This window comes from Pseudomonas sp. NFACC16-2 (assembly GCF_900119205.1).
Classification (GTDB): Bacteria; Pseudomonadota; Gammaproteobacteria; order Pseudomonadales; family Pseudomonadaceae; genus Aquipseudomonas; species Aquipseudomonas fluorescens_Q.
The window spans coordinates 115914-135899 of record NZ_FPIX01000011.1; the positions used below are offsets into that span (position 1 = coordinate 115914).

Consider the following 19986-nt stretch of genomic DNA (forward strand, 5'->3'; position numbering starts at 1 on the left):
TTCGTTCGTGCGCACGCCCCCTGGAGCCTTATGCCACGCTGCTTTTGGTGTTCCGAAGATCCTTTGTACATGGCTTATCACGACCAGGAGTGGGGCACGCCGCTGCGCGATGCGCAGGGTTTGTTCGAGTTGCTTTTGCTCGAAGGGTTCCAGGCCGGGCTATCCTGGATCACCGTTTTGCGCAAACGCGAGCGCTACCGGGAGGTGCTGTACGGCTTCGATGTGCAGCGGGTGGCGCAGATGAGCGACGCCGAAATCGATGAGCTGATGCTCGACCCCGGCATCATCCGCAACCGCCTCAAGCTCAAGGCCGCCCGCCGCAACGCCCAGGCCTGGCTGGCCCTGGAGGATCCGGTGGCGTTTCTCTGGTCGTTCGTCGGCGATAAACCCATCATCAACCATTTCAAGGACCGCAGCGAAGTGCCGGCCATCACGTCCGAGGCGCTGGCGATGAGCAAAGGCTTAAAAAAAGCCGGGTTCACCTTCGTCGGGCCGACCATTTGCTACGCCTTGATGCAAGCTTCGGGCATGGTCATGGACCACACCCAGGATTGCGACCGCTACGCCGAGTTGGTAAACGGCGGTTAGAATAGTCGGCTCGCAACACGGCCCATACATTCAGGAGTGACCTGTGGATAAGTTGAAAGGCGCCTTGCTGGTCGGCGCTCTGCGGTTGTTTGCGCTGCTGCCCTGGCGAGCGGTGCAGGCAGTGGGCTCGGCGATTGGCTGGCTCATGTGGAAATTTCCCAACCGTTCCCGCGACGTGGTGCGGATCAACCTCGCCAAGTGCTTTCCCGAGATGGACCCGACCGAGCGCGAACGCCTGGTGGGCCAGAGCCTCAAGGACATCGGCAAATCCCTGACCGAAAGCGCCTGCGCCTGGATCTGGCCGGCCCAGCGTTCCATCGAACTGGTGCGTGAAGTCGAAGGCCTGGAAGTGCTGAAAGAAGCCCTGGCTTCCGGCAAAGGTGTGGTGGGTATCACCAGCCACCTGGGCAACTGGGAAGTGCTCAACCACTTCTATTGCAGCCAGTGCAAACCGATCATTTTCTACCGCCCGCCCAAGCTCAAGGCGGTGGATGAATTGCTGCAAAAGCAACGCGTTCAGTTGGGCAACAAGGTCGCCGCATCGACCAAGGAAGGCATACTCAGTGTCATCAAGGAAGTGCGCAAAGGCGGCCAGGTAGGCATCCCCGCCGACCCGGAACCGGCCGAATCCGCCGGTATCTTCGTGCCTTTCTTCGCCACCCAGGCCTTGACCAGCAAGTTCGTGCCGAACATGCTCGCCGGCGGCAAAGCGGTCGGCGTCTTCCTCCACGCCCTGCGCCTGCCGGACGGCTCCGGCTACAAAGTCATCCTCGAAGCCGCGCCCGAGGCCATGTACAGCACCGACACCGAAACCGCCTGCGCGGCCATGAGCCAAGTGGTGGAGCGCTACGTGCGGGCTTACCCGAGCCAATACATGTGGAGCATGAAACGCTTCAAGAAACGCCCGCCGGGCGAGGCGCGGTGGTACTGAAGGCAAAGAAACCATTCTGGCAAGCGCCTTACTCGTGGCAAGGGTGCTGATTGTGGCGAGGGGATTTATCCCGCCGGGTTGCGCAGCAATCCTAAGCTCCTCGCCTCACCACTATCCACCGGCGAGCGCTTCGCGCTCGAACGGGGATAAATCCCCTCGCCACAGCTCTCCCTCCTAAAGCTCGGTCCCCTGCTGTCGATAACTCGATGTATCCGCCAATCATGGACCGATGAAATGGAACTCTCCCTCAGTGCTGCCTCGCTTGCACCCGCCAACACCCACCTCACCCGCTCCGATCAGAAGTTGGTCACTCATCCTCCAACAGGCTCTGTAAAGGAACTGGCAAGCGCTGGCCCAGCGGCTATCTACCACCCCAGTGAAGAAACCCAGACCGTGGAGCAGCCACTGGTGGCCATTACCACCTGGGTCGGTCGATCCCAATCGCCAGATTTTCCTCGCTATGTCGCGATCACCGAGAGCGCGAAAAACACGTTGAAAACCTCCTTCGAGGCATTCCAATCAACGCTGTCGACAACCGATCCGGACCTGGCCGGCAAGAAGTACGGCTTCACCGTCGAGGCCGATGGCAAGCTGAAAGTGCTCAACACCGCCGGCCAGCTCAGCACCTCGGAAACCCAGCGCCTCACCGATCTGCTCAATGAATCCAGTGACTTGAAAGCCGCGGCCAGCGCCTTCCGCGACGCCTCCATCGACATGGTGGATGCCGACTCGCCCTGGTCTGGCAGCTACCTGGGCCGCTACAACCTGACCAAGGAAAACTTCGCCAGCACCATCGACCTGGCACCGCTGCTCAAGCGCTCCGGCTCGGTGCCGCCCCAGGAGTTTTCGGACGGGTTGTTTTTCAACCAACTGGCGCGCAAAGGCGAACTGGCGACCCAAGAGACGGAAGCCGCGATGTTTGAACGGCGTGCTGCGCAGCGATTCAGCGCGCAGGCCTGAAAGGCTGTTCAACCAGGTCGAGTGCCGAATCCAGGACGAGATATTGAATGACGAGGGGGATTTATCCCCCGCTGGGCTGCTAAACCCGCCTAAAAAGGCTGGCCAAGCCTGTCGAAGCCAATAGTCGTCCCGCTCACTGCGTCAGCTATCGACATTCGCCAGCAGAAACGCCAGGCGAGGGTCCGCTTTCGATGGGCTCACTGCCACGATCTCGGCCTGCACGACATCTTCCATTACGAATGGGTCGTTGTTGAGTCGATCCTCAAGCTCCGCTAGCGTAACGCCACTGGCCAAAATCATTCCTCCTGCCTGTGGCTGGATGCTGCCAGCCAAGAGGAAAGCACCCTCGTCGAAACCGCACTGCAGCCAATCTTTATGGGCTTGCATCAACCGGCTTGCCTGATCACGTCCTGCTGAGAATCTTAGAAAAACGACGTACATGGTGTCCTCTCCCTGAAAAATCATTGTGTTATCGATTTAAATCCTTGCCTGCGCAGCGATGCCATCAAGCCATGTACACATGCGCTCGGCTTCACGTTGGATGAAGCGTTCGTCTTGAAATGCCTGGGCAAGCAACGCAACACCCTGACTGAATGCCAATACGTGCATCGCGAGTGCGTCCGCGTCCGTTTCGTGCCCGAGCAGAACGAACTGCTGGCATAACCAGGTGCGGAACAAGGCAAAAACCTGGTTGGATTGTGGTTGTGCTGGGTGCCCACTCTTGGCCAGCTCGCTGCACAACGTGCCGACTGGACAGCCATGGCGAATTATTTGCGCTCGGTTCGTGACCACGATGAGGATGAAACTTTTGATGCGCTCGGAGGGGGAATTACTTTGGTTCTCCCATGCGTCCAGCATCCCTGAAGTGCTCATCATGCGTTTTCCGATGACGGCATCGAGGATTTCGTCTTTGCTCTTGAAGTGGTAGTAAAAGTTGCCGCGGGAAATGCCAACGGCATCGGCGATGTCAGAGAAAGAGGTCAGCTCATAGCCTCGTTCATAGATCAGCCTGTCCGCCTCCGCGACAATGCGTTCGCGGGTAGTCATGTCAGCCATCCAGATGCGTCCGATTGCTTCGAATGGAAATTAGGACGGCTGCCCTAATCGTTGGATCGGATCGTAGGACGCTTATCCTAATCGGTCAAGGGCAGGAAAAAAGAGGAGTGCCATCCGGTACAAAAACGATGAACGAGCGCAAAGCCACAATTGTGTCCATGATTAAAGGCTTGCGATATCGATGACGTTGCGATGGCAAATCCATGCCTAAATCCTTCGGATAACCGTCCAGCCATATCGCACACCCTCTGGTTCATTCATAAGGAGTCCCTCCCATGAAAATCGACTTCACCGGCCGTCACGTCCTCGTCACCGGTTCCACCAGCGGTATCGGTTTTGCCACAGCCAAAGGCTTCCTCGAGGCCGGCGCCCACGTGGTTATCAACGGTCGCAGTGGGAGCAGCGTGGAGGACGCGTTGCAGCGCTTGGGCGCCCTCGCTTCAAGAGCCGATGGCTTTGTTGGCGATCTGAGCAACGCGCCGGGCTGCGAGGCACTGATCGCCAAATACCCACGCTTCGATATCGTCATCAACAATCTGGGCATTTTCAAACTGGAAGACTTTTTCGAAACGCCGGACAGCGAATGGCAGCGCTTCTTCGAAACCAACGTAATGTCCGGCGTGCGGGTTTCCAGGGCCTACGCGCCGGGCATGGTCGAGCGGGGTTGGGGGCGGATTGTGTTTGTTTCGTCGGAGTCGGGCGTGAACATTCCTGCCGACATGATTCACTACGGCTTCACCAAGACCGCCCAACTGTCCATCGCTCGTGGCCTGGCCAAGCGCCTGGCTGGTACAGGCGTTACGGTGAACTCGGTGCTGCCTGGGCCGACGCTGTCCGAAGGGGTTGCCCAGATGCTCCAGGCAGACGTCGAGCGCACCGGGGACAGCCTGGAAAAGGTCGCGGCGGATTTCGTCAATGAGCACCGCAGCACCTCGATCATCCAGCGCGCGGCACGCGTCGAGGAAGTCGCCAACATGATCATCTACGCCAGCTCGGAACAGGCCTCGGCCACCACTGGCGCCGCGTTGCGGGTTGATGGTGGGGTGGTGGATAGCATCATTTAGCGCAGTGCATTGCTAAAAGTGGGAGCCTGCTTCCAGGCAAATCGCGCAGGCCGATTGACGACGGCTGCGCCGCCGAGCGGGAGCAAGCTCCCTCGCCACGAGTTGCCGGGCAGCACGGGGCTCGATCGTTCCCGCGCGCCTGCGTGGGGATGCCGTCAGGGACGCTCCGCGTTCCGCTTCCGCAAGGTGACGCAGAGCGTCACGGGATGCATCGATCAAACTTCGTCTGATGATGAAAAGCAAACCCGACTAGGCAACAGCCACTCGATTACGCCCCAACGCCTTCGCCCGGTACAGGGCTTTATCCGCATCGTTCATCAAGCTGTGAAGATCCTTATTACAGGCCTCCGTCGACGCGACGCCGAGGCTGGCTGATATGCAGAGGACAGGCTCGATCATCAAGCCCGCAATCGTATCGATGAGCCGTTCTGCAATCTGGGTGGCAACCTCAATGGAAGTGTTCGGGAGCAGAATGGCGAACTCTTCGCCCCCGAGCCGACCGTGGATATCCGTTGCCCGAAATGACGAACTGATGATCGCCCCCATCTGGCGCAAAACCTGATCGCCGACCTGATGGCCGTAGGTGTCGTTGATGTGCTTGAAGTGATCCATGTCCAACATCACCGCGCACAACCCTTGCCGCTTGGCCTTACATTCGTCGTAAAGCTGCTGGGCATGCTCGAAAAACGCCCTTCGACTCTTCAGGCCGGTCAGTTCGTCGGTTTGAGCGGCGCGGGTTGAAATGCTATTCGCCTGTTCCACTTCACGGGTGAGTCGAAAGGCGATTTCCAGTGCCTGGGACATTTTGTGCGTGGCGCGGGCCGCAAATGCCGCGAACACCAGAATCGAAAGGGCCATGCCGACTTGAATCGGGGAGGGTTGAAACAGCAGCCAGATCGTGCACGGCAACAGCACCACGCCAATGGAGACCAGTGTCATATCGCGATAGGCCGAGTAGCAGGACACCGCACTAACGGACATGCCGACTGTAAAGAGCATGACCAACGCCTGTGACAACAGATCGTCCGCCGGCATGAGAACGAACGCCCCGCCACCCCAGATACTGGCGGATAGCACCAGTGTGACCCAGTATTTGCGCTCCCAATGTCGAGGCGTGCGCTGACTTTCGTCGCTGCGGAAATAGGCAACGAACATCGCGATACGCAACAGCGTCGATGCGGTCAGAATGGCCATCCACCAAAAAATAGCGTCGTGATCAAAACGATCCCAACACAGCCAACTCAGCATGATGGCAGCGAGGTAACTACCAAAAACCGCAGATACGGATTGGCGAAACAGCTGCTGCAATCGGTCGGTGCGCACCTGCTCGGCTATTACAAAATCCTGGCCATTGCGCAATCTTGGGCCATACATTTGAACCACCTGGTTATGACGCAACAAAGAAACGATTGTGGCACCCTGCTATTACCGTAAACAACTGAATTACTGTGGCGAGGGGATTTCTCCCCAAATGCTATGCAGGAACACCCCCGTGGCGAGGGAGCTTGCTCCCGCTGGGCTGAAGCAGCCCCAAGCATTCCAACAGACCAACCGTGTCATAGCCTAAGAAACGAGCAATCAGGCTGGAATCAACCCCGCTTCCCGGTAGCTCGATATCAAATCATCGAACAGACCGACATCCGCTCGAGTCCGCGCAATTAACTGAGCACCCGCAACAGCGGTATAAATGGCCCGCGCTCGGCGTTCACATTCTTCTGCGCTACCTGTTCCAGCATCTGCCAGTACCTGGGCGAGCCACGCCACGTTAACGTCCGCAAAAGCCCTGATCTCTCGCGATACTTCATCGGGAAGGTCTTCGTATTCGGCTGCCATGAAGCTGGACAGACAAAGCCTGTTGCCGTCCTCAAGCGACTTTCGAAAAAGGGATGGGTACAGCTGCAGGCACTTCTTTGGATCGACATTGGCGGCGCGTATCCCTTCAAGCACTCGCAGCGCGTCCTGCCAGTAGCGCTCAGCGACCGCCGCAGCCAGGCCTGCCTTGCTCGGAAAGTGGTAGTAAATGCTGGCGTTCTTGATACCCACCTGGTCGGCAATGCTACGGAAATTGATACCGCTGTAACCGTGCAGTTGGGCAGCGGATTTCGCTGCCGCCAAGATGGCTTCTCGAGCATTTTCGTTCACGTTGCAGCCTCATTTCGAGATTTCGATTCTCAGGTAACCGCGATTCTACGCCCAGAGCTGTTTACCTGCCAATTGACAGGTAGGGGATTGACAGCACCTGAGTGTCGGCTCAATCTTTGCCTACCAATTGACAGGCAGGTGATTGAATCATGACTTCTTCACAGCAGCGCGTTGACGTTTCCACTGTTCCTACGATGAAAATCTACGATTGGTTCAACGGCCCATACCCCGCCCGCGTCCGCATTGCGCTGGCGGAAAAAGGATTGCTGCCGAACATCGAATTCGTACCGGTGAATCTCTGGGCCGGCGAGCACAAGCAACCCGAGTTCCTGGCCATCAATTACTCCGGGACACTGCCCGTGCTGGAGCTGAACGATGGGACGCGGATCGCCGAGTGCACGGCGATCACCCAGTACCTGGATAGCCTGGACGGTCATCCGACGTTGACGGGCGAAACGGCTGTTGAGAAAGGCATCATCCACATGATGACCAAGCGTGCCGAGATCGAGTTTCTCGATGCCGTCAGCGCGTACTTCCACCATGCCACGCCGGGCCTCGGGCCCGATGTCGAGCTGTACCAGAATGCCGAGTGGGGCGCCCGGATGCGCGATAAGGCGATCAGGGGCATGCGCTATTTCGACAACCTTCTCAAAGACCGGCCCTTTGTGGCGGGCGACAAGTTTTCGATGGCCGACATTGCGGTACTGGGCGGCATGATCTTCGCCTCGTTGGTGCAACTCGCCGTGCCTGAAGAGTGCGTGGCGCTTCGAGCATGGCATGCCAGGATGGAGGAACGCTCCAGCGTCCAGGCATGGCGTGCCATGGTCGAGCGCGGTGCTGCGTAGCACTGATCATGACTCGCCTGCGCCAGGCATGAAAAAGGGCAAGGGCGAGTTGAGTTCGTTGCTGGCGAATCGGCTGTTGGATGACGGGTGAACACGCCAAAGAAAAACCCGACGCTTTACGTCGGGTTTTCGTGGGATACGACTGCAAGCCCGACGTTGTTTACGGGTTACTCGACTTGCGACAGCTTGGCGTCGTCGCAACCGGCAGCACGGCACTCACGCTCGACAGCCTTGAGTATGACGATACGCGCCTCGGTCTTCTCATTGGCACAGTCCAGGTAGAGCAGGCCATCGTTGGAACAGGCGCTGTCACGATTTTTGATCCACTGGATCTGAGCAGCTTTCACTTTTTTCTTTTGATCCGGGTTCAGGGCACTCATGGTCTTCTTGTACTGCTCGTTGATTTCCTGATCCGACTGAACCATTTTCAGCGACGCGCAATAGGTCCTGTCATAGGCGTTTCTAGGATTATCGCAACTCATCGCAGATGCCGATGCTGATGCCATTGCCAGCAATGTCCCAACCAACAAAGACTTGATCACTTACTTCTCTCCCTGAATGCCCTCTATTGATTAGAGGTCGCGGCGGGGAATTTATCATGGGGGTTGTAGAACAATGAAGCAGATCCTATGGTTCATTCGGTCCGGACAATGGGCGAATCCTGACAGGGGGTCGGGAGTAAGTAATTGCTGAAAAAGGCTGCATCGCATCCCCCGATGCGACTGCCCCCACTTCCTCTACCCCCCCAATCCCCGTGGCGAGGGAGCTTGCTCCCGCTGGGCTGCGCAGCAGCCCCAAACCAGCCAAACACATTCCTACAGACCAACCCCACCAGCCACGCCGCCCATTCGCAAGCCCCCCTCTATCCCCGAACTACAGGTAATAAACGCCGCCCGTTTATCCTCCAACCCCAACCCTTCCACCAGGCTACCCAACCTTGCGCCTTTGCCTACAACTACGCCAGAATCCGCCCGCTTGTGCGCCTTGTCCCCGGGTTCTATCGTTTCCCTGCCACTGCCCATCAGTGGTCGGGTTTAGTAGCCCGAGGTTTTCCGCAAGATGCATGAGCTCTCCACTCAGGCAGGTGTTCCAATTCCTGTCCTTGATGGTGGCTGTGCGCAGGGCGCTTCGGCGCGCCGGCAATGCTGGAATCCCCGGTCTACTAACCTGCGTACAGCCGCCACCCTTCTTTTAGTAGGGAAGAGGTCGCGGCCTAACTCGAGGATTCCAGCTTATGTTCAAAATAACTCCAAACCCTCCGGAAACGGACCAAGCCCCACCGCACATCAAATCCAAAGCCAAAAAGCACGACGAAGCCACCAAACGCGTCTTGGATCACTACCTGCTACCAAAACCGGAAAAATCCGAAGATGCGTCCCAACCGGGCCAACTCTTCACTGTCGCAAAAAACGCCGACAACGAATCCCTCCTCGCGAACCTCAGCGAAACCTTGGCGGCAGCCGACGCGATGGTCAGCAACCTGGCCTTCGACCTGGAAGGCCCTCGCCGTCATATTGCTCTCGGTATACAGCAATTGATCGAATTGAGTTCATTGCTGGCGAATCGGGTGTTGGATAACGTTGATCCGCGATAGCAGATAAACGTCCTCTCAAAAAGCACACCCGGCATCCTATGTTGGGTGTGCTTTATTTGTGCTCGTTTCAAGGGAACAAAAATCATGAGGGGCATAAGTAGATTGCGAACTTGCGGACTTCGGTAGCCGGCAGAATCAGGCCCGCAAACCCGAAAGCGGGAGGCGTTGTGTACCTTGGATGGTGGCATGAGACGTACTGGCCGAGGTGCCCGAATTCGTCCAGGTACGCGACGTAATGCGTCATAGCGACCGGATTCCTTGTCATAGAAACACGAAAGCCCGCAGAGATTTCTCTCAAGCGGGCCTCGGAAGGTAGGCACGAGAGTCACACCCTCATGCGTTGGGACAATCATTATTGCGGAACAATCGCTATGTCAATCACGGTGATGGATGCCCATGATCCTGAGGGCCTTTCCGTAACGCCGCATATTTCCAAGCAAAAAAAACGGGCCTGCATTCCCACGCAGCCCCGTTTTTTCACCACCCGATCAGATCAAAACGCCGGCAAAACCGCGCCTTTGTACTTCTCAAGAATAAAAGCCTTCACTTCCGGCGTGTGCAGCGCAGCAACCAACTTCTTCATCGCCTCACTGTCCTTGTCATCCTCACGAGCCACCAGAATATTCACATACGGCGAGTCGCTACCTTCGATAACCAGCGCATCCTTGGAAGGATCAAGCTTCGCCTCCAACGCGTAGTTGGTATTGATCAACGCCAGATCCACCTGGGTCAGCACCCGCGGAATGGTCGCCGCTTCCAGTTCACGGAATTTGAGATCCTTCGGGTTCTCAACGATGTCCTTGGTGGTCGACAGGATGTTGTTCGAATCCTTCAACTTGATCACCCCAGCCTTCGCCAGCAGCAACAGCGCACGGCCGCCATTGGTGGCGTCGTTCGGGATCACCACGTTGGCGCCGCCTGGCAATTCTGTAAGTGCCTTGTACTTGCTGGAGTACGCGCCCAGGGGTTCCAGGTGCACACCGGCCACGCTCACCAGGTGCGTGCCCTTGGCCTTGTTGAATTCATCCAGGTACGGCTGGTGCTGGAAGAAGTTGGCGTCCAGGCGCTTTTCCGCAACCTGTACGTTCGGCTGGATGTAGTCGGTGAAGACCTTGACCTTGAGGTCGACGCCTTCTTTGGCCAAGGCTGGTTTGACGAATTCGAGGATTTCCGCGTGCGGCACCGGTGTGGCCGCGACGGTCAGGGTGTCGGCGGCGTGGGCGGAAAACGCTGCGGCAGCAGCGAAGGCAACCAGTAGTTTCTTCATTCAGCTAACTCCTTTTGAGGCGCCTGCTCTCGGCGCCTGCCAGCGAATGGCCGGCTCGTGGTTTATTGGCGCGAGGCCTTATTTTCTAGAGAAATGCACAACCAGTTTGTCGCCCACGGTTTGCAGGACTTGGACCAGCACCAGCAGCAACACCACCGTGACCACCATGACGTCGGTCTGGAAACGCTGGTAGCCGAAGCGGATCGCCAGGTCGCCCAAACCACCGGCGCCGACCACACCGGCCATCGCCGTGTAGGACACCAGCGTAATCGCTGTCACCGTAATCGCGGCAAAAATGCCTGGACGGGCTTCCGGCAGCAAGGCATTGACGATGATCTGCCGCGTGGTGGCGCCCATGGCCTGGGTCGCTTCGATGATGCCGCGATCGACTTCGCGCAGGGCGGTTTCCACCAGGCGGGCGAAGAACGGTGTGGCGCCGACTACCAGTGGTGGGATCGCGCCGGCCACGCCCAGGGAGGTGCCGGTGATCAATACCGTGAACGGGATCATCACGATCAACAGGATGATGAACGGCAGCGAACGCAGGATGTTCACGATCAGCGACAGCAGCGCGTACACGCCGCGGGCTTCGAGCAACTGGCGCGGGCTGCAGAGGAACAGCAACACGCCCAGGGGCAGGCCGAGCAGCACGGTGAACAGCAGCGAACCGAACAGCATCAGGAAGGTGTCGCCGGTGGCCAGCCAGATTTCCAGCCAGTCGATGTTGGAGAAGAACGAACTCATCAGTTCCATTAGCGCAGCACCTCCATGTGGACATCGGCCGCGGTGAAGCGGGCGAACGCCGCCTCCATGTCACCGCCGGTGATGGCGAGGGTCAGTTGCCCGTAGGGGGTGTCTTTGATGCGGTCGATACGACCGGCCAGGATGCTGTAGTCCACGCCGGTTTCCCGGGCGACGGTGCCGAGCAATGGCGCGTAGGTCGCGTCGCCCTGGAACGTCAGACGCACGATGCGCCCGGGCACGTGGGCGAAATCGTCGCGCTGTTCGCTTTCGTCGATCTGCTCGTCTTCCTGGACAAAACGCTTGGTGGTCGGGTGCTTGGGGTGCAGGAACACCTCGGCCACCGGGCCTTGCTCGACGATCACGCCGGCATCCATCACCGCCACTTGATCGCAAACCCGGCGGATCACGTCCATTTCATGGGTGATCAGCACGATGGTCAGCTTCAGCTCGCGGTTGATTTCCGCCAGCAGTTGCAGCACCGAGGCGGTGGTCTGTGGGTCGAGGGCGCTGGTGGCTTCGTCGCACAGCAGGATCTTGGGTTTGGTCGCCAGGGCCCGGGCAATGCCGACGCGCTGCTTCTGGCCGCCGGACAGTTGCGCCGGGTATTTCCTGGCGTGGTCGGACAGGCCCACCCGCGCCAGCAACTCGGCGACGCGCTGGTCGATTTCGCTGCGGGATAATTCGCCGGCCAACGTCAGTGGCAGCGCCACGTTGTCGGCCACGGTCTTGGACGCCAGCAGGTTGAAGTGCTGGAAAATCATCCCGACTTGCTGGCGGAAGCGGCGCAGGCCGCTGGCGTCCAGGGCGGTGACTTCCTCGCCGTCGACGATGATCTTGCCGCCAGTGGAATCTTCCAGGCGATTGATCAGGCGCAGCAAGGTACTTTTTCCCGCACCGGAATGGCCAATCAGGCCGAAGACCTGACCGTTCTCAATCGTCAGACTGGTCGGATGCAGGGCGGGGATATCCCTACCGGCGACTCGGTAGGTTTTATGGACGTCTTGAAACTCGATCACGTAGCGAACCTTGTGGGGCGCGTTGGAAAAGGATCAGCGGTTAGCCGGGCGCGCATTTTAGCCTGTCCGTATAGAGGTTCTTAGCATTTATTTGCGATCAGACCTGTCATTTGGCAATAACGCGATCAAAGGCCATAAAAAAGGAACACGGCCAAACGGCATCGGTCACTCATTAAGCCACTCGAAATGCCGGGGTCATGCACCTGCGGTATCGAACTCAGATTCCTGGCCCCGGCGAGGAACGCAAAGAGGAGTCATGCCTGATGAGTATCAAAAAGCCCACGGTCAACAAGAGCCAACTGGCCGGGACCGACACGCTGGATCGCGGCAACACCAACGCCAAGCTCGAGAGCCTGGAACAGTTTCGCTCCGACGCCACCGAACAGGCGTTGCGCACCAACCAGGGCGTGAAGATCGCCGATAACCAGAACACCCTGCGCGCCGGCCCCCGCGGACCTTCGCTGCTGGAAGATTTCATCATGCGTGAAAAAATCACGCACTTTGACCATGAACGCATTCCGGAACGCATCGTCCACGCCCGCGGGACCGGCGCCCATGGTTATTTTCAGAGCTACGATGCGCATTCGGCATTGACCAAGGCCGGTTTCCTACAAGATCCGAGCAAGAAAACCCCAGTGTTCGTGCGTTTTTCCACTGTGCAAGGCCCACGCGGCTCCGGCGACACCGTGCGGGACGTGCGTGGCTTTGCGGTGAAGTTTTTCACCGACGAAGGCAACTTCGACCTGGTGGGCAACAACATGCCGGTGTTTTTCATTCAGGACGCGGTCAAGTTTCCGGACTTTGTCCACGCGGTAAAACCCGAGCCCCATAACGAAATTCCTACAGGCGGCTCGGCCCACGACACGTTCTGGGATTTTGTCTCGCTGGTGCCGGAATCGGCTCACATGGTGATCTGGGCGATGTCTGACCGGGCCATTCCAAAAAGCCTACGCACCATGCAGGGTTTCGGTGTGCACACCTTCCGCATGATCAACGCCGAAGGCAAAAGCAGCTTCGTCAAATTCCACTGGCGCCCTACGGTCGGCACCTGCTCGTTGGTATGGGACGAAGCCCAGAAGTTGGCGGGTAAGGATACCGACTACCACCGTCGCGATCTCTGGGAGTCGATCGAGATGGGTGACTACCCGGAATGGGAATTCGGCGTGCAGATCGTCGCCGAGGAAGACGAGCATAAATTCGACTTCGACCTGCTCGACCCGACCAAGATCATCCCTGAAGAGCTGGTGCCCATCACGCCCCTGGGCAAGATGGTGCTGAACCGTAACCCGGACAACTTCTTCGCCGAAGTCGAGCAGGTTGCGTTCTGCCCCGGGCACATCGTGCCGGGCATCGACTTTTCCAATGACCCGTTGCTGCAAGGGCGGCTGTTTTCCTACACCGATACGCAGATCAGCCGACTCGGTGGACCGAATTTTCATGAACTGCCGATCAACCGGGCGATCACGCCGGTGCACAACGGCCAGCGTGATGCGATGCACCGCACCACCATCGACAAGGGGCGTGCGTCCTACGAGCCGAATTCCATCGATGGCGGCTGGCCGAAGGAAACCCCGCCCGGCCCGGAAGACGGCGGCTTCGAAAGTTATCCAGAGCGCATCGATGCCTACAAGATCCGCCAACGCAGCGATTCGTTCGCCGACCATTTCTCCCAGGCGCGGCTGTTCTACAGAAGCATGAGTGCCCATGAAAAAGAGCACATCATCGCGGCCTACAGTTTCGAGCTGGGCAAGGTGGGGCGTGAGTTCATCCGGGCGCGGCAGGTCAATGAGATCCTCGCCAATATCGACCTGGAACTGGCCGGGCGAGTGGCGAAAAACCTCGGGTTGCCGGCGCCTACCGCGGGCACCGTCGATGTGCCAACGCCGTCGCTGGAGCAGTCTCCGGCCTTGAGCCAGGCGAATCTGCTGTCCGGAGACATCAAGACGCGAAAAGTGGCGGTGCTGGTGGCTAACGGTGTCGATGCAGCGATCATCGGTGCCCTCAAGAAGGCGCTGAAGGCCGAGGGCGCCCACGCCAAAGTGCTGGGGCCGACTTCCGCACCGGTGACCACGGCCGATGGGAAAACGTTGGCGGTGGATGCGTCCATGGAGGGGTTGCCGTCGATTGCCTTTGACGCGGTGTTCGTGCCGGGTGGGGCGGAGTCGATCAAGGCCTTGAGTCGCGACGGCGTGGCGTTGCATTACGTGCTGGAGGCCTACAAGCATCTGAAAGCCATTGGGCTTCATGGTGAGGCCCGGCAGTTGTTGGTGGAGTTGAAGCTGGAGGTGGATGCGGGATTGATCGAAGACGCGGATACGAGCGGTTTTTCGCGGTTTTTCGCGGCGATTGCTCAGCATCGGGTCTGGGCGCGGGAGGCTAAGGCTAAGGCGGTTCCAGCCTAAAGAGATTTGTTGTCTGGTAGGGCGCTATCGCCAGCAAGCTCGCTCCCACATGGGTTTAGTGATCGACACCTAGCCCTAGTGGAAGCGAGCTGCTCGCGATGCTTTTTAGGGCTTACGCGGTGTCAGCACCATCTGCGCCGGCACACTGCGCAAAATCTGCTTTTGCAGCTTCAAATCAAACCCCGGGTCCAGTTTCTTGACCCGCTTGGTCAGCAACGTCGCCAACCACGGATAATCATCGGTGCGCGGCGCCTGGATGCTGACGTCACACTGATAATTCACCACGTCGGCGGCGATGGCATCCAGTTGCCGACGCATTTGCTGTATATCGGCTAGGTTGAGCGCAACTGTGGTGCTGGGGGCGCTCGGGTCGATCACTTTGGCGACCGGTTTGGCTTCGGCGGCCTTGAGGTCGGCCTCGGCTTTATCCAGGTCGGCCTTGCGGGCTTCGGCAATGGCGCTGTTGACCTCGCCGGTGAGCGCTGGGGCCTTGGGCATCAAGGCTCGGGCACGACTCAGGGCGGTGGCGGCGGCGTTGACATCGCCTTTTTGCAGATCGATCTGGCTGCGGCGCAAATACGCCTCGGCCAGTTGCCGCTGATAGGGTTCCAGCGACCGGTCTTCGGGTGACTGGGCTTGCAAGGCGGCCAACTGGTCTTCGGCGGTGGCCAGCTCATTGCTGGCAAGGCTTTGCTCAAGCTGCGCGATGGCCGGGCCCCGGGTATCGGGAGCCTCGGTGACCGGCGGCGTACTCTGGCAGGCGCCCAGCAGCAGGGAAAACGCGACAAGGAGCAGATAACGGGAGGCGAACGGCTTCATTCCTGCGACTCTCTATTTGCGCAAAAAGCGAGCAAGTCTACACCCCTCGACGAGGTAGGACAAAACTCAGCAGAAACAGCGCGGCGGCGCTGACCACGATCGATGGGCCGGCCGGGGTGTCCTTGAACCAGGAAAGTGCCAGGCCGCCACACACCGCGAGCATGCCCAGCAGGCTCGCGCCCAGGGCCATTTGCTCGGGTGAGCGGGCGTGACGCTGTGCCGCAGCCGCCGGGATGATCAGCAATGACGTAATCAGCAACACCCCGACGATCTTCATCGCCACCGCGATGACCACCGCAATCAGCAGCATCAGTGCCAGTCGCAACCCCAGCACAGGCAGGCCTTCCACCCGGGCCAGCTCCTCGTGCACAGTGACGGCCAGCAAGGGACGCCAGAGTGCCACCAGCAACAGCAGCACCGCGGCGCTGCCGCCGAGGATCCACGACAGGTCCGTCGGACTGATCGCCAGCAGGTCGCCGAACAGATAGGCCATCAGGTCGATGCGCACGTCATGCATGAAGCTCAGCACCACCAGCCCGAGGGACAAGGTGCTCGGCGCGAGAATGCCCAACAACGTGTCGGACGCCAGCGGCTGGCGGTGTTGCAGGGTCACCAGGACCACCGCCAGCAACAGGCAACCGACGGTCACTGCTACCGCCGGGCTGACATCCAGCAGGAACCCCAAGGCCACGCCGAGCAATGCGGCGTGGGACAAGGTGTCGCCGAAATAGGCCATGCGCCGCCAGACCACGAACGAACCCAGGGGGCCGGCGACCAAGGCGAGTGCCAGGCCTGCGAGCAGGGCGTACAACAGAAAATCAGCCATGCTTGCAGCCATCTCCATGAACATGATTGGAAGCGGAAGGGGCGCTGACCACCGAGCCATGCAGGTCATGGGCGTGGTCATGGTGATGGTGATAAATCGCCAGGCTTTGTGCGTTTTTTCCGAATAACTCGACGAAAGCCGGATCGCCACTGACTTGCTCGGGATGCCCGGAACAGCAGACGTGGCGATTGAGGCAGACCACCTGGTCGGTGGTGCTCATCACCAGGTGCAGGTCGTGGGACACCATCAGCACGCCGCAGCCGTGGCGGTCGCGCAAGCGCGTGATCAGGCTGTACAGCTCGGCTTGCCCCGCCACATCGACGCCTTGCACCGGCTCGTCGAGCACCAGCAATTCAGGCTCACGCAGCAGGGCACGGGCCAACAGCACGCGTTGCATCTCGCCACCGGAGACGCTTTGCACCGGGCTGTCGATCACCTGTTCGGCGCCGACTTCGTTGAGCGCGGCCAAGGCGCGGGCGCGGTCCACGCCAGGCACCAGGCGCAGGAAGCGCAGCACGGACAGCGGCAGCGTCGGATCGACGTGAAGTTTTTGCGGCATATAGCCGACGCGCAACCTGGGCTTGCGCCAGACGCTGCCGCTGTCGGGCTTGAGCAAGCCCAGCACGGCGCGCACCAGGGTGGTCTTGCCGGCGCCGTTGGGACCGATCAAGGTCACGATCTGCCCCGGCTCGACGCTCAGGTGGATGTTGTCCAGCACGCTCTGCCCGGCGAACGTCACGGCCACCTGTTCGAGGCGGATCAACGCATTGCTCATCAGGCCCCCTGGCAGCCGGAGCAGAGACCGACCACTTCGACGGTCTGGGTGTCGACCACGAAGCCGACGTCCTTGGCGCTGGCGATGATGGCATCGCTGATGGACTTCTGTTCCAGCTCGATGGCGGCGTGGCATTGCCGACAGATCAGGAACTGGCCTTGGTGGGCGTGCTCCGGGTGGTTGCAGCCGACGAAGGCGTTCAGCGATGAAATGCGATGCACCAGGCCGTTTTCCAAGAGGAAATCCAGCGCCCGGTAGACCGTCGGCGGTGCGGCGCGGCGGCCGTCCTGCTCGCTGAGCACGGCGAGGATGTCGTAGGCGCCCAGTGGCTTGTGGCTTTGCCAGACCAATTCCAGCACGCGCCGACGCAGGGCGGTCAGGCGCAACCCTTGGCGCGCGCAGATGGCGTCGGCCTCGGACAGCGCGCTGTGCACGCAGTGGGAGTGATCGTGGGGACGACTGGCAAGGGGTGTAATAGGCATGGGCAGCGACGAGTTTAGTGAGAGACGTTATTATGTTACCCGTTCTCGCCTCTACGAGTGGTCATCGTGTCCCGATTTTTTTCGCTCTTTGTCGCTTTTGTCGCAAGTTTTCTACTGATTGGCCCGGCCCAGGCCGAGGTCAAGGTGCTCACCAGCATCAAGCCGCTGCAACTGATTGCCGCCGCTGTGCAGGATGGCGTAGCCGTTCCAGAGGTGTTGCTGCCGCCAGGGGCTTCGCCGCATCACTATGCGTTGCGGCCATCGGATGTTCGCAAGGTGCAGTCGGTGGACCTGCTTTATTGGATCGGCCCCGATATGGAAGGCTTTCTGCCGCGGGTGCTCAACGGTCGCACGCTGCCCTCCGTCGCCATCCAGGATTTGCCGGGGCTCAAGTTACGTCACTTCGCCCAGGACAGCGCGTCCCACGAGGACGATGGCCATGACGGCGACGAACACGATCACGACCATCGCCCTGGCACCGTGGATGCCCACTTGTGGCTCTCGCCGCTCAATGCGCGGGTGATCGCCGCCAAAATGGCGGCCGACCTGAGCGCGGCGGATCCGGCCAACGCGGCCCGTTATCAAAGCAACCTCAAGGGCTTCAACCAGCGTCTCGATGCTTTGGACACACGCCTCAAGGCGCGCCTGGTCGGGGTCGCGGGCAAGCCTTATTTCGTCTTCCACGAGGCGTTCGACTATTTCGAAGACAACTACGGCCTCAAGCACGCCGGGGTGTTCGCTGTGGCCGCCGAAGTCCAGCCTGGTGCCCAGCATGTGGCGGCAATGCGCACGCGCTTGCAGGCCGTGGGCAAGACCTGTGTGTTCAGCGAACCGCCCCTGCGCCCGCGCCTGGCCGAAACCCTGGTGGCCGGGTTGCCGGTGAAGCTGGCGGAGCTCGATGCACTGGGCGGCTATACCCCGGCGACGGCGCAGGGATATGAGCAGTTGTTGGAGAAGTTGGGCAATGATCTGGCGGGGTGCCTGGAGTCGCTATAACCCCGTCGATGCACAAACCTGTGGCGAGGGGATTTATCCCCGCTGGGGCGCGTAGCGGCCCCAAGAAATATCTTCCGCCGCGGTCCGTCAGATCCAAAGCATGGGGCTGCTTCGCAGCCCAGCGGGGATAAATCCCCTCGCCACAAGAGCAGCCCGCTTCGCGCTTGTCTGCTGTTACAGGGCGAACGGCAGCAACGCGTGAACCGTCTGCCGCTGCGCCAAGCGCTGCTGGAACTCCATCGGGTCGTGGATCAACACATCCTGCCCGGCAAAGGATTCAGCAGCGATCAACCGCGACAGCCAGAACCGCACGCACGCCACGCGCAGCATGGTCGGCCACAGTTGCGCCTCAGCGGCGGTAAACGGTCGCAGCGTCGCATAGGCGCCCAGCAGCGCTCGCGCCCTGGGTCCATCGAGCACGCCGTTGTCGTCCGAGCACCAGTCGTTCAAGGCAATGGCGACGTCATACAGCATCGGCCCGGAGCAGGCGTTGTAGAAGTCGATCAGCCCGGTCAGGTGCGTGCCTTCGAACATCGCGTTGTCGCGGAACAGATCGGCATGGATGTTGGCGCGCGGCAGCGCCAGGATGCCGACTTTCTGCAACGAGATTTCATTCAGCGCCGCTTCGAGCAACTGACGCGGCTCGGCGTCGAGGTGCGAGATCAGCTTGGCGCCCTCCTCCTGCATCCAGTCCAGGCCACGATCGGTCTTGCGCTTGATCATGTTGTCGCGGGTTGCCAGGTGCAGGTGCGCCAGCAACTCGCCGACCTGAGCGCAGTGCTGCGTGTTGGCCTGCTTGATGTGCTTGCCGGCCAGGCGCGGTTGCAGCAGCGCCGGCTTGCCCGCCAGCTCCCGCAACGCCACGCCGTCGGTGGTGCGCAAGGCGTAAGGCACCGGCAGGTCGGCGTCATGCAGCACGTCCAGCAGTTCGATGAAGAACGGCATTTCCTGCACCGGGCCGCGCTCGACCAGGGTCAGGACGAATTCGCCCTGCTCCAGGCTGATAAAGAAATTGGTGTTTTCGCTGCCGGCGGCGATCCCCTGGAAATCAAGCAGGCGGCCAAGCCCATAAGGGGCGAGAAAGGTTTCCAGCTCGGGCCGAGCCAGGGGCGTGAACACAGACATGGTTAAAACTGCCAGTACGGGCGCCCTTCAGCGGGCGCCGGTTGAAGTCGCGAGCGGTATTACCACTCAAAGATTTTCCACGACGGAATCAGCATATCCGGCTGATCCGAACGGATGAAGTTTGCATCGCTGCCGTCGGCCCGCACCAGGAAATAAGGCTTGCCGTTCTTGGGTGTGACCTTGATCGCGTACAAAAAGCCGTTTTGCCGGTACTCCTGAATGGTTTTATCGCCTTCGGTGCGGATGGTGACATCCGGGTCCGCCGAGGGTGCGTCGTCCGCCGCCATGACGGCCAACGGGGTGATTGCAAACAAGCCAGCCAGTAACAGGCGATTTAGTGTACGCATGATAACC

General features: G+C 59.8%; 22 protein-coding genes. 8 read left to right on the forward strand and 14 right to left on the reverse strand.

All coding sequences use genetic code 11. The features are described 5' to 3' along the window. The first annotated feature begins 30 nt into the window (after positions 1–30). The 3 genes from BT116_RS12195 to BT116_RS12205 all read left to right on the forward strand — a co-directional run bounded on the left by BT116_RS12195 (position 31) and on the right by BT116_RS12205 (position 2479). Positions 31–588: a DNA-3-methyladenine glycosylase I gene (locus BT116_RS12195; protein WP_072343747.1), complete on the forward strand. Its 558-nt coding sequence runs from the start codon at positions 31–33 to the stop codon at positions 586–588. Positions 589–631: 43 nt separating this feature from the next. Then, entirely contained in the window at positions 632–1519 is an 888-nt protein-coding gene (locus BT116_RS12200) for a lysophospholipid acyltransferase (RefSeq protein ID WP_072343750.1), read from the forward strand. 234 nt (positions 1520–1753) lie between these two features. Beyond that, the gene (locus BT116_RS12205) at positions 1754–2479 is read left to right on the forward strand and encodes a hypothetical protein (RefSeq protein WP_072343753.1); all 726 of its coding nucleotides are present in this window, start codon (positions 1754–1756) and stop codon (positions 2477–2479) included. 141 nt (positions 2480–2620) lie between these two features. On the opposite strand, the gene BT116_RS12210 is transcribed toward BT116_RS12205, so the two are convergent. Together BT116_RS12210 and BT116_RS12215 are read right to left on the reverse strand one after the other, a co-directional pair. Further along, positions 2621–2920, reverse strand: a complete 300-nt coding sequence (locus BT116_RS12210; RefSeq protein WP_072343901.1) for a YciI family protein — start codon at positions 2918–2920, stop codon at positions 2621–2623. Between the two features lie 36 nt (positions 2921–2956). Then, the gene (locus BT116_RS12215; RefSeq protein WP_218189672.1) at positions 2957–3526 is read right to left on the reverse strand and encodes a TetR/AcrR family transcriptional regulator; all 570 of its coding nucleotides are present in this window, start codon (positions 3524–3526) and stop codon (positions 2957–2959) included. 284 nt (positions 3527–3810) lie between these two features. On the opposite strand from BT116_RS12215, the gene BT116_RS12220 reads away from it, so the two are divergent. Beyond that, complete coding sequence (locus tag BT116_RS12220; RefSeq protein WP_072343759.1) at positions 3811–4599, forward strand: SDR family NAD(P)-dependent oxidoreductase; 789 nt, start codon at positions 3811–3813, stop codon at positions 4597–4599. A gap of 249 nt (positions 4600–4848) precedes the next feature. On the opposite strand, the gene BT116_RS12225 is transcribed toward BT116_RS12220, so the two are convergent. Both BT116_RS12225 and BT116_RS12230 read right to left on the reverse strand, forming a co-directional pair. Next, positions 4849–5973 (reverse strand): GGDEF domain-containing protein, encoded by a 1125-nt coding sequence (locus BT116_RS12225; RefSeq protein WP_072343762.1) that lies wholly within the window; start codon positions 5971–5973, stop codon positions 4849–4851. Positions 5974–6177: 204 nt separating this feature from the next. Then, positions 6178–6741 (reverse strand): TetR/AcrR family transcriptional regulator, encoded by a 564-nt coding sequence (locus BT116_RS12230; RefSeq protein ID WP_072343765.1) that lies wholly within the window; start codon positions 6739–6741, stop codon positions 6178–6180. Between the two features lie 149 nt (positions 6742–6890). On the opposite strand from BT116_RS12230, the gene BT116_RS12235 reads away from it, so the two are divergent. Next, complete coding sequence (locus BT116_RS12235) at positions 6891–7586, forward strand: glutathione S-transferase (protein ID WP_072343768.1); 696 nt, start codon at positions 6891–6893, stop codon at positions 7584–7586. Between the two features lie 167 nt (positions 7587–7753). Here BT116_RS12235 and BT116_RS12240 read toward each other — a convergent pair whose 3' ends face one another. Continuing rightward, positions 7754–8128, reverse strand: coding sequence for a lysozyme inhibitor LprI family protein (locus tag BT116_RS12240; RefSeq protein ID WP_083569132.1), 375 nt, complete (start codon positions 8126–8128; stop codon positions 7754–7756). A gap of 692 nt (positions 8129–8820) precedes the next feature. Between BT116_RS12240 and BT116_RS12245 the strand changes: the two genes are divergently transcribed. Then, on the forward strand, positions 8821–9180 hold the full coding sequence (locus BT116_RS12245) for a DUF6124 family protein (RefSeq protein ID WP_072343771.1): 360 nt from the start codon (positions 8821–8823) through the stop codon (positions 9178–9180). Between the two features lie 493 nt (positions 9181–9673). On the opposite strand, the gene BT116_RS12250 is transcribed toward BT116_RS12245, so the two are convergent. From BT116_RS12250 to BT116_RS12260, 3 genes are all read right to left on the reverse strand, one after another. Then, positions 9674–10447 carry a MetQ/NlpA family ABC transporter substrate-binding protein gene (locus BT116_RS12250; protein WP_063323628.1) on the reverse strand — a complete coding sequence of 258 codons (774 nt, stop codon included), beginning with the start codon at positions 10445–10447 and terminating at the stop codon, positions 9674–9676. 78 nt (positions 10448–10525) lie between these two features. Further along, positions 10526–11200 (reverse strand): methionine ABC transporter permease, encoded by a 675-nt coding sequence (locus tag BT116_RS12255; protein WP_072343774.1) that lies wholly within the window; start codon positions 11198–11200, stop codon positions 10526–10528. Then, entirely contained in the window at positions 11200–12207 is a 1008-nt protein-coding gene (locus BT116_RS12260; protein WP_063323627.1) for a methionine ABC transporter ATP-binding protein, read from the reverse strand. Before BT116_RS12260 ends, BT116_RS12255 begins: the two co-directional genes overlap by 1 nt. A 263-nt stretch (positions 12208–12470) precedes the next feature. Between BT116_RS12260 and katE the strand changes: the two genes are divergently transcribed. Then, on the forward strand, positions 12471–14609 hold the full coding sequence (katE, locus tag BT116_RS12265) for a catalase HPII (RefSeq protein ID WP_072343777.1): 2139 nt from the start codon (positions 12471–12473) through the stop codon (positions 14607–14609). A gap of 105 nt (positions 14610–14714) precedes the next feature. On the opposite strand, the gene BT116_RS12270 is transcribed toward katE, so the two are convergent. Genes BT116_RS12270 through zur form a run of 4 tightly spaced genes read right to left on the reverse strand, consistent with a single transcriptional unit; the run spans position 14715 to position 17511 of the window. After that, entirely contained in the window at positions 14715–15428 is a 714-nt protein-coding gene (locus tag BT116_RS12270) for a PA5502 family lipoprotein (RefSeq protein WP_072343780.1), read from the reverse strand. A 37-nt stretch (positions 15429–15465) separates the two neighbouring features. Beyond that, positions 15466–16254 (reverse strand): zinc ABC transporter permease subunit ZnuB, encoded by a 789-nt coding sequence (gene znuB, locus BT116_RS12275; RefSeq protein ID WP_003196213.1) that lies wholly within the window; start codon positions 16252–16254, stop codon positions 15466–15468. After that, positions 16247–17029: a zinc ABC transporter ATP-binding protein ZnuC gene (gene znuC / locus BT116_RS12280; protein WP_063323624.1), complete on the reverse strand. Its 783-nt coding sequence runs from the start codon at positions 17027–17029 to the stop codon at positions 16247–16249. The genes znuB and znuC overlap by 8 nt, the downstream gene beginning before the upstream one ends. Next, complete coding sequence (gene zur / locus BT116_RS12285; RefSeq protein ID WP_063323623.1) at positions 17029–17511, reverse strand: zinc uptake transcriptional repressor Zur; 483 nt, start codon at positions 17509–17511, stop codon at positions 17029–17031. The genes znuC and zur overlap by 1 nt, the downstream gene beginning before the upstream one ends. Positions 17512–17577: 66 nt before the next feature. Here zur and BT116_RS12290 point away from each other — a divergent pair, with 66 nt between their 5' ends. Beyond that, positions 17578–18507, forward strand: a complete 930-nt coding sequence (locus BT116_RS12290; protein WP_072343783.1) for a zinc ABC transporter substrate-binding protein ZnuA — start codon at positions 17578–17580, stop codon at positions 18505–18507. A gap of 174 nt (positions 18508–18681) precedes the next feature. Here the strand turns inward: BT116_RS12290 and BT116_RS12295 are convergent, their stop codons facing one another. Together BT116_RS12295 and BT116_RS12300 are read right to left on the reverse strand one after the other, a co-directional pair. Further along, on the reverse strand, positions 18682–19632 hold the full coding sequence (locus tag BT116_RS12295) for a homoserine kinase (RefSeq protein WP_072343840.1): 951 nt from the start codon (positions 19630–19632) through the stop codon (positions 18682–18684). Positions 19633–19691: 59 nt separating this feature from the next. Beyond that, the gene (locus tag BT116_RS12300; protein ID WP_025211087.1) at positions 19692–19979 is read right to left on the reverse strand and encodes a DUF2782 domain-containing protein; all 288 of its coding nucleotides are present in this window, start codon (positions 19977–19979) and stop codon (positions 19692–19694) included. Positions 19980–19986 lie beyond the last annotated feature (7 nt).

What these genes read in the sequence shown, in the direction of transcription:
- BT116_RS12195 (WP_072343747.1), top strand. Translation starts at nt 31, where the DNA reads ATGCCACGCTGCTTTTGGTGTTCCGAAGATCCTTTGTACATGGCTTAT.
- BT116_RS12205 (WP_072343753.1), top strand. Translation starts at nt 1,754, where the DNA reads ATGGAACTCTCCCTCAGTGCTGCCTCGCTTGCACCCGCCAACACCCAC.
- BT116_RS12210 (WP_072343901.1), bottom strand. Translation starts at nt 2,920, where the DNA reads ATGTACGTCGTTTTTCTAAGATTCTCAGCAGGACGTGATCAGGCAAGC.
- BT116_RS12215 (WP_218189672.1), bottom strand. Translation starts at nt 3,526, where the DNA reads ATGACTACCCGCGAACGCATTGTCGCGGAGGCGGACAGGCTGATCTAT.
- BT116_RS12220 (WP_072343759.1), top strand. Translation starts at nt 3,811, where the DNA reads ATGAAAATCGACTTCACCGGCCGTCACGTCCTCGTCACCGGTTCCACC.
- BT116_RS12225 (WP_072343762.1), bottom strand. Translation starts at nt 5,973, where the DNA reads ATGTATGGCCCAAGATTGCGCAATGGCCAGGATTTTGTAATAGCCGAG.
- BT116_RS12235 (WP_072343768.1), top strand. Translation starts at nt 6,891, where the DNA reads ATGACTTCTTCACAGCAGCGCGTTGACGTTTCCACTGTTCCTACGATG.
- BT116_RS12245 (WP_072343771.1), top strand. Translation starts at nt 8,821, where the DNA reads ATGTTCAAAATAACTCCAAACCCTCCGGAAACGGACCAAGCCCCACCG.
- BT116_RS12250 (WP_063323628.1), bottom strand. Translation starts at nt 10,447, where the DNA reads ATGAAGAAACTACTGGTTGCCTTCGCTGCTGCCGCAGCGTTTTCCGCC.
- BT116_RS12255 (WP_072343774.1), bottom strand. Translation starts at nt 11,200, where the DNA reads ATGGAACTGATGAGTTCGTTCTTCTCCAACATCGACTGGCTGGAAATC.
- katE (WP_072343777.1), top strand. Translation starts at nt 12,471, where the DNA reads ATGAGTATCAAAAAGCCCACGGTCAACAAGAGCCAACTGGCCGGGACC.
- BT116_RS12270 (WP_072343780.1), bottom strand. Translation starts at nt 15,428, where the DNA reads ATGAAGCCGTTCGCCTCCCGTTATCTGCTCCTTGTCGCGTTTTCCCTG.
- znuB (WP_003196213.1), bottom strand. Translation starts at nt 16,254, where the DNA reads ATGGCTGATTTTCTGTTGTACGCCCTGCTCGCAGGCCTGGCACTCGCC.
- znuC (WP_063323624.1), bottom strand. Translation starts at nt 17,029, where the DNA reads ATGAGCAATGCGTTGATCCGCCTCGAACAGGTGGCCGTGACGTTCGCC.
- zur (WP_063323623.1), bottom strand. Translation starts at nt 17,511, where the DNA reads ATGCCTATTACACCCCTTGCCAGTCGTCCCCACGATCACTCCCACTGC.
- BT116_RS12295 (WP_072343840.1), bottom strand. Translation starts at nt 19,632, where the DNA reads ATGTCTGTGTTCACGCCCCTGGCTCGGCCCGAGCTGGAAACCTTTCTC.
- BT116_RS12300 (WP_025211087.1), bottom strand. Translation starts at nt 19,979, where the DNA reads ATGCGTACACTAAATCGCCTGTTACTGGCTGGCTTGTTTGCAATCACC.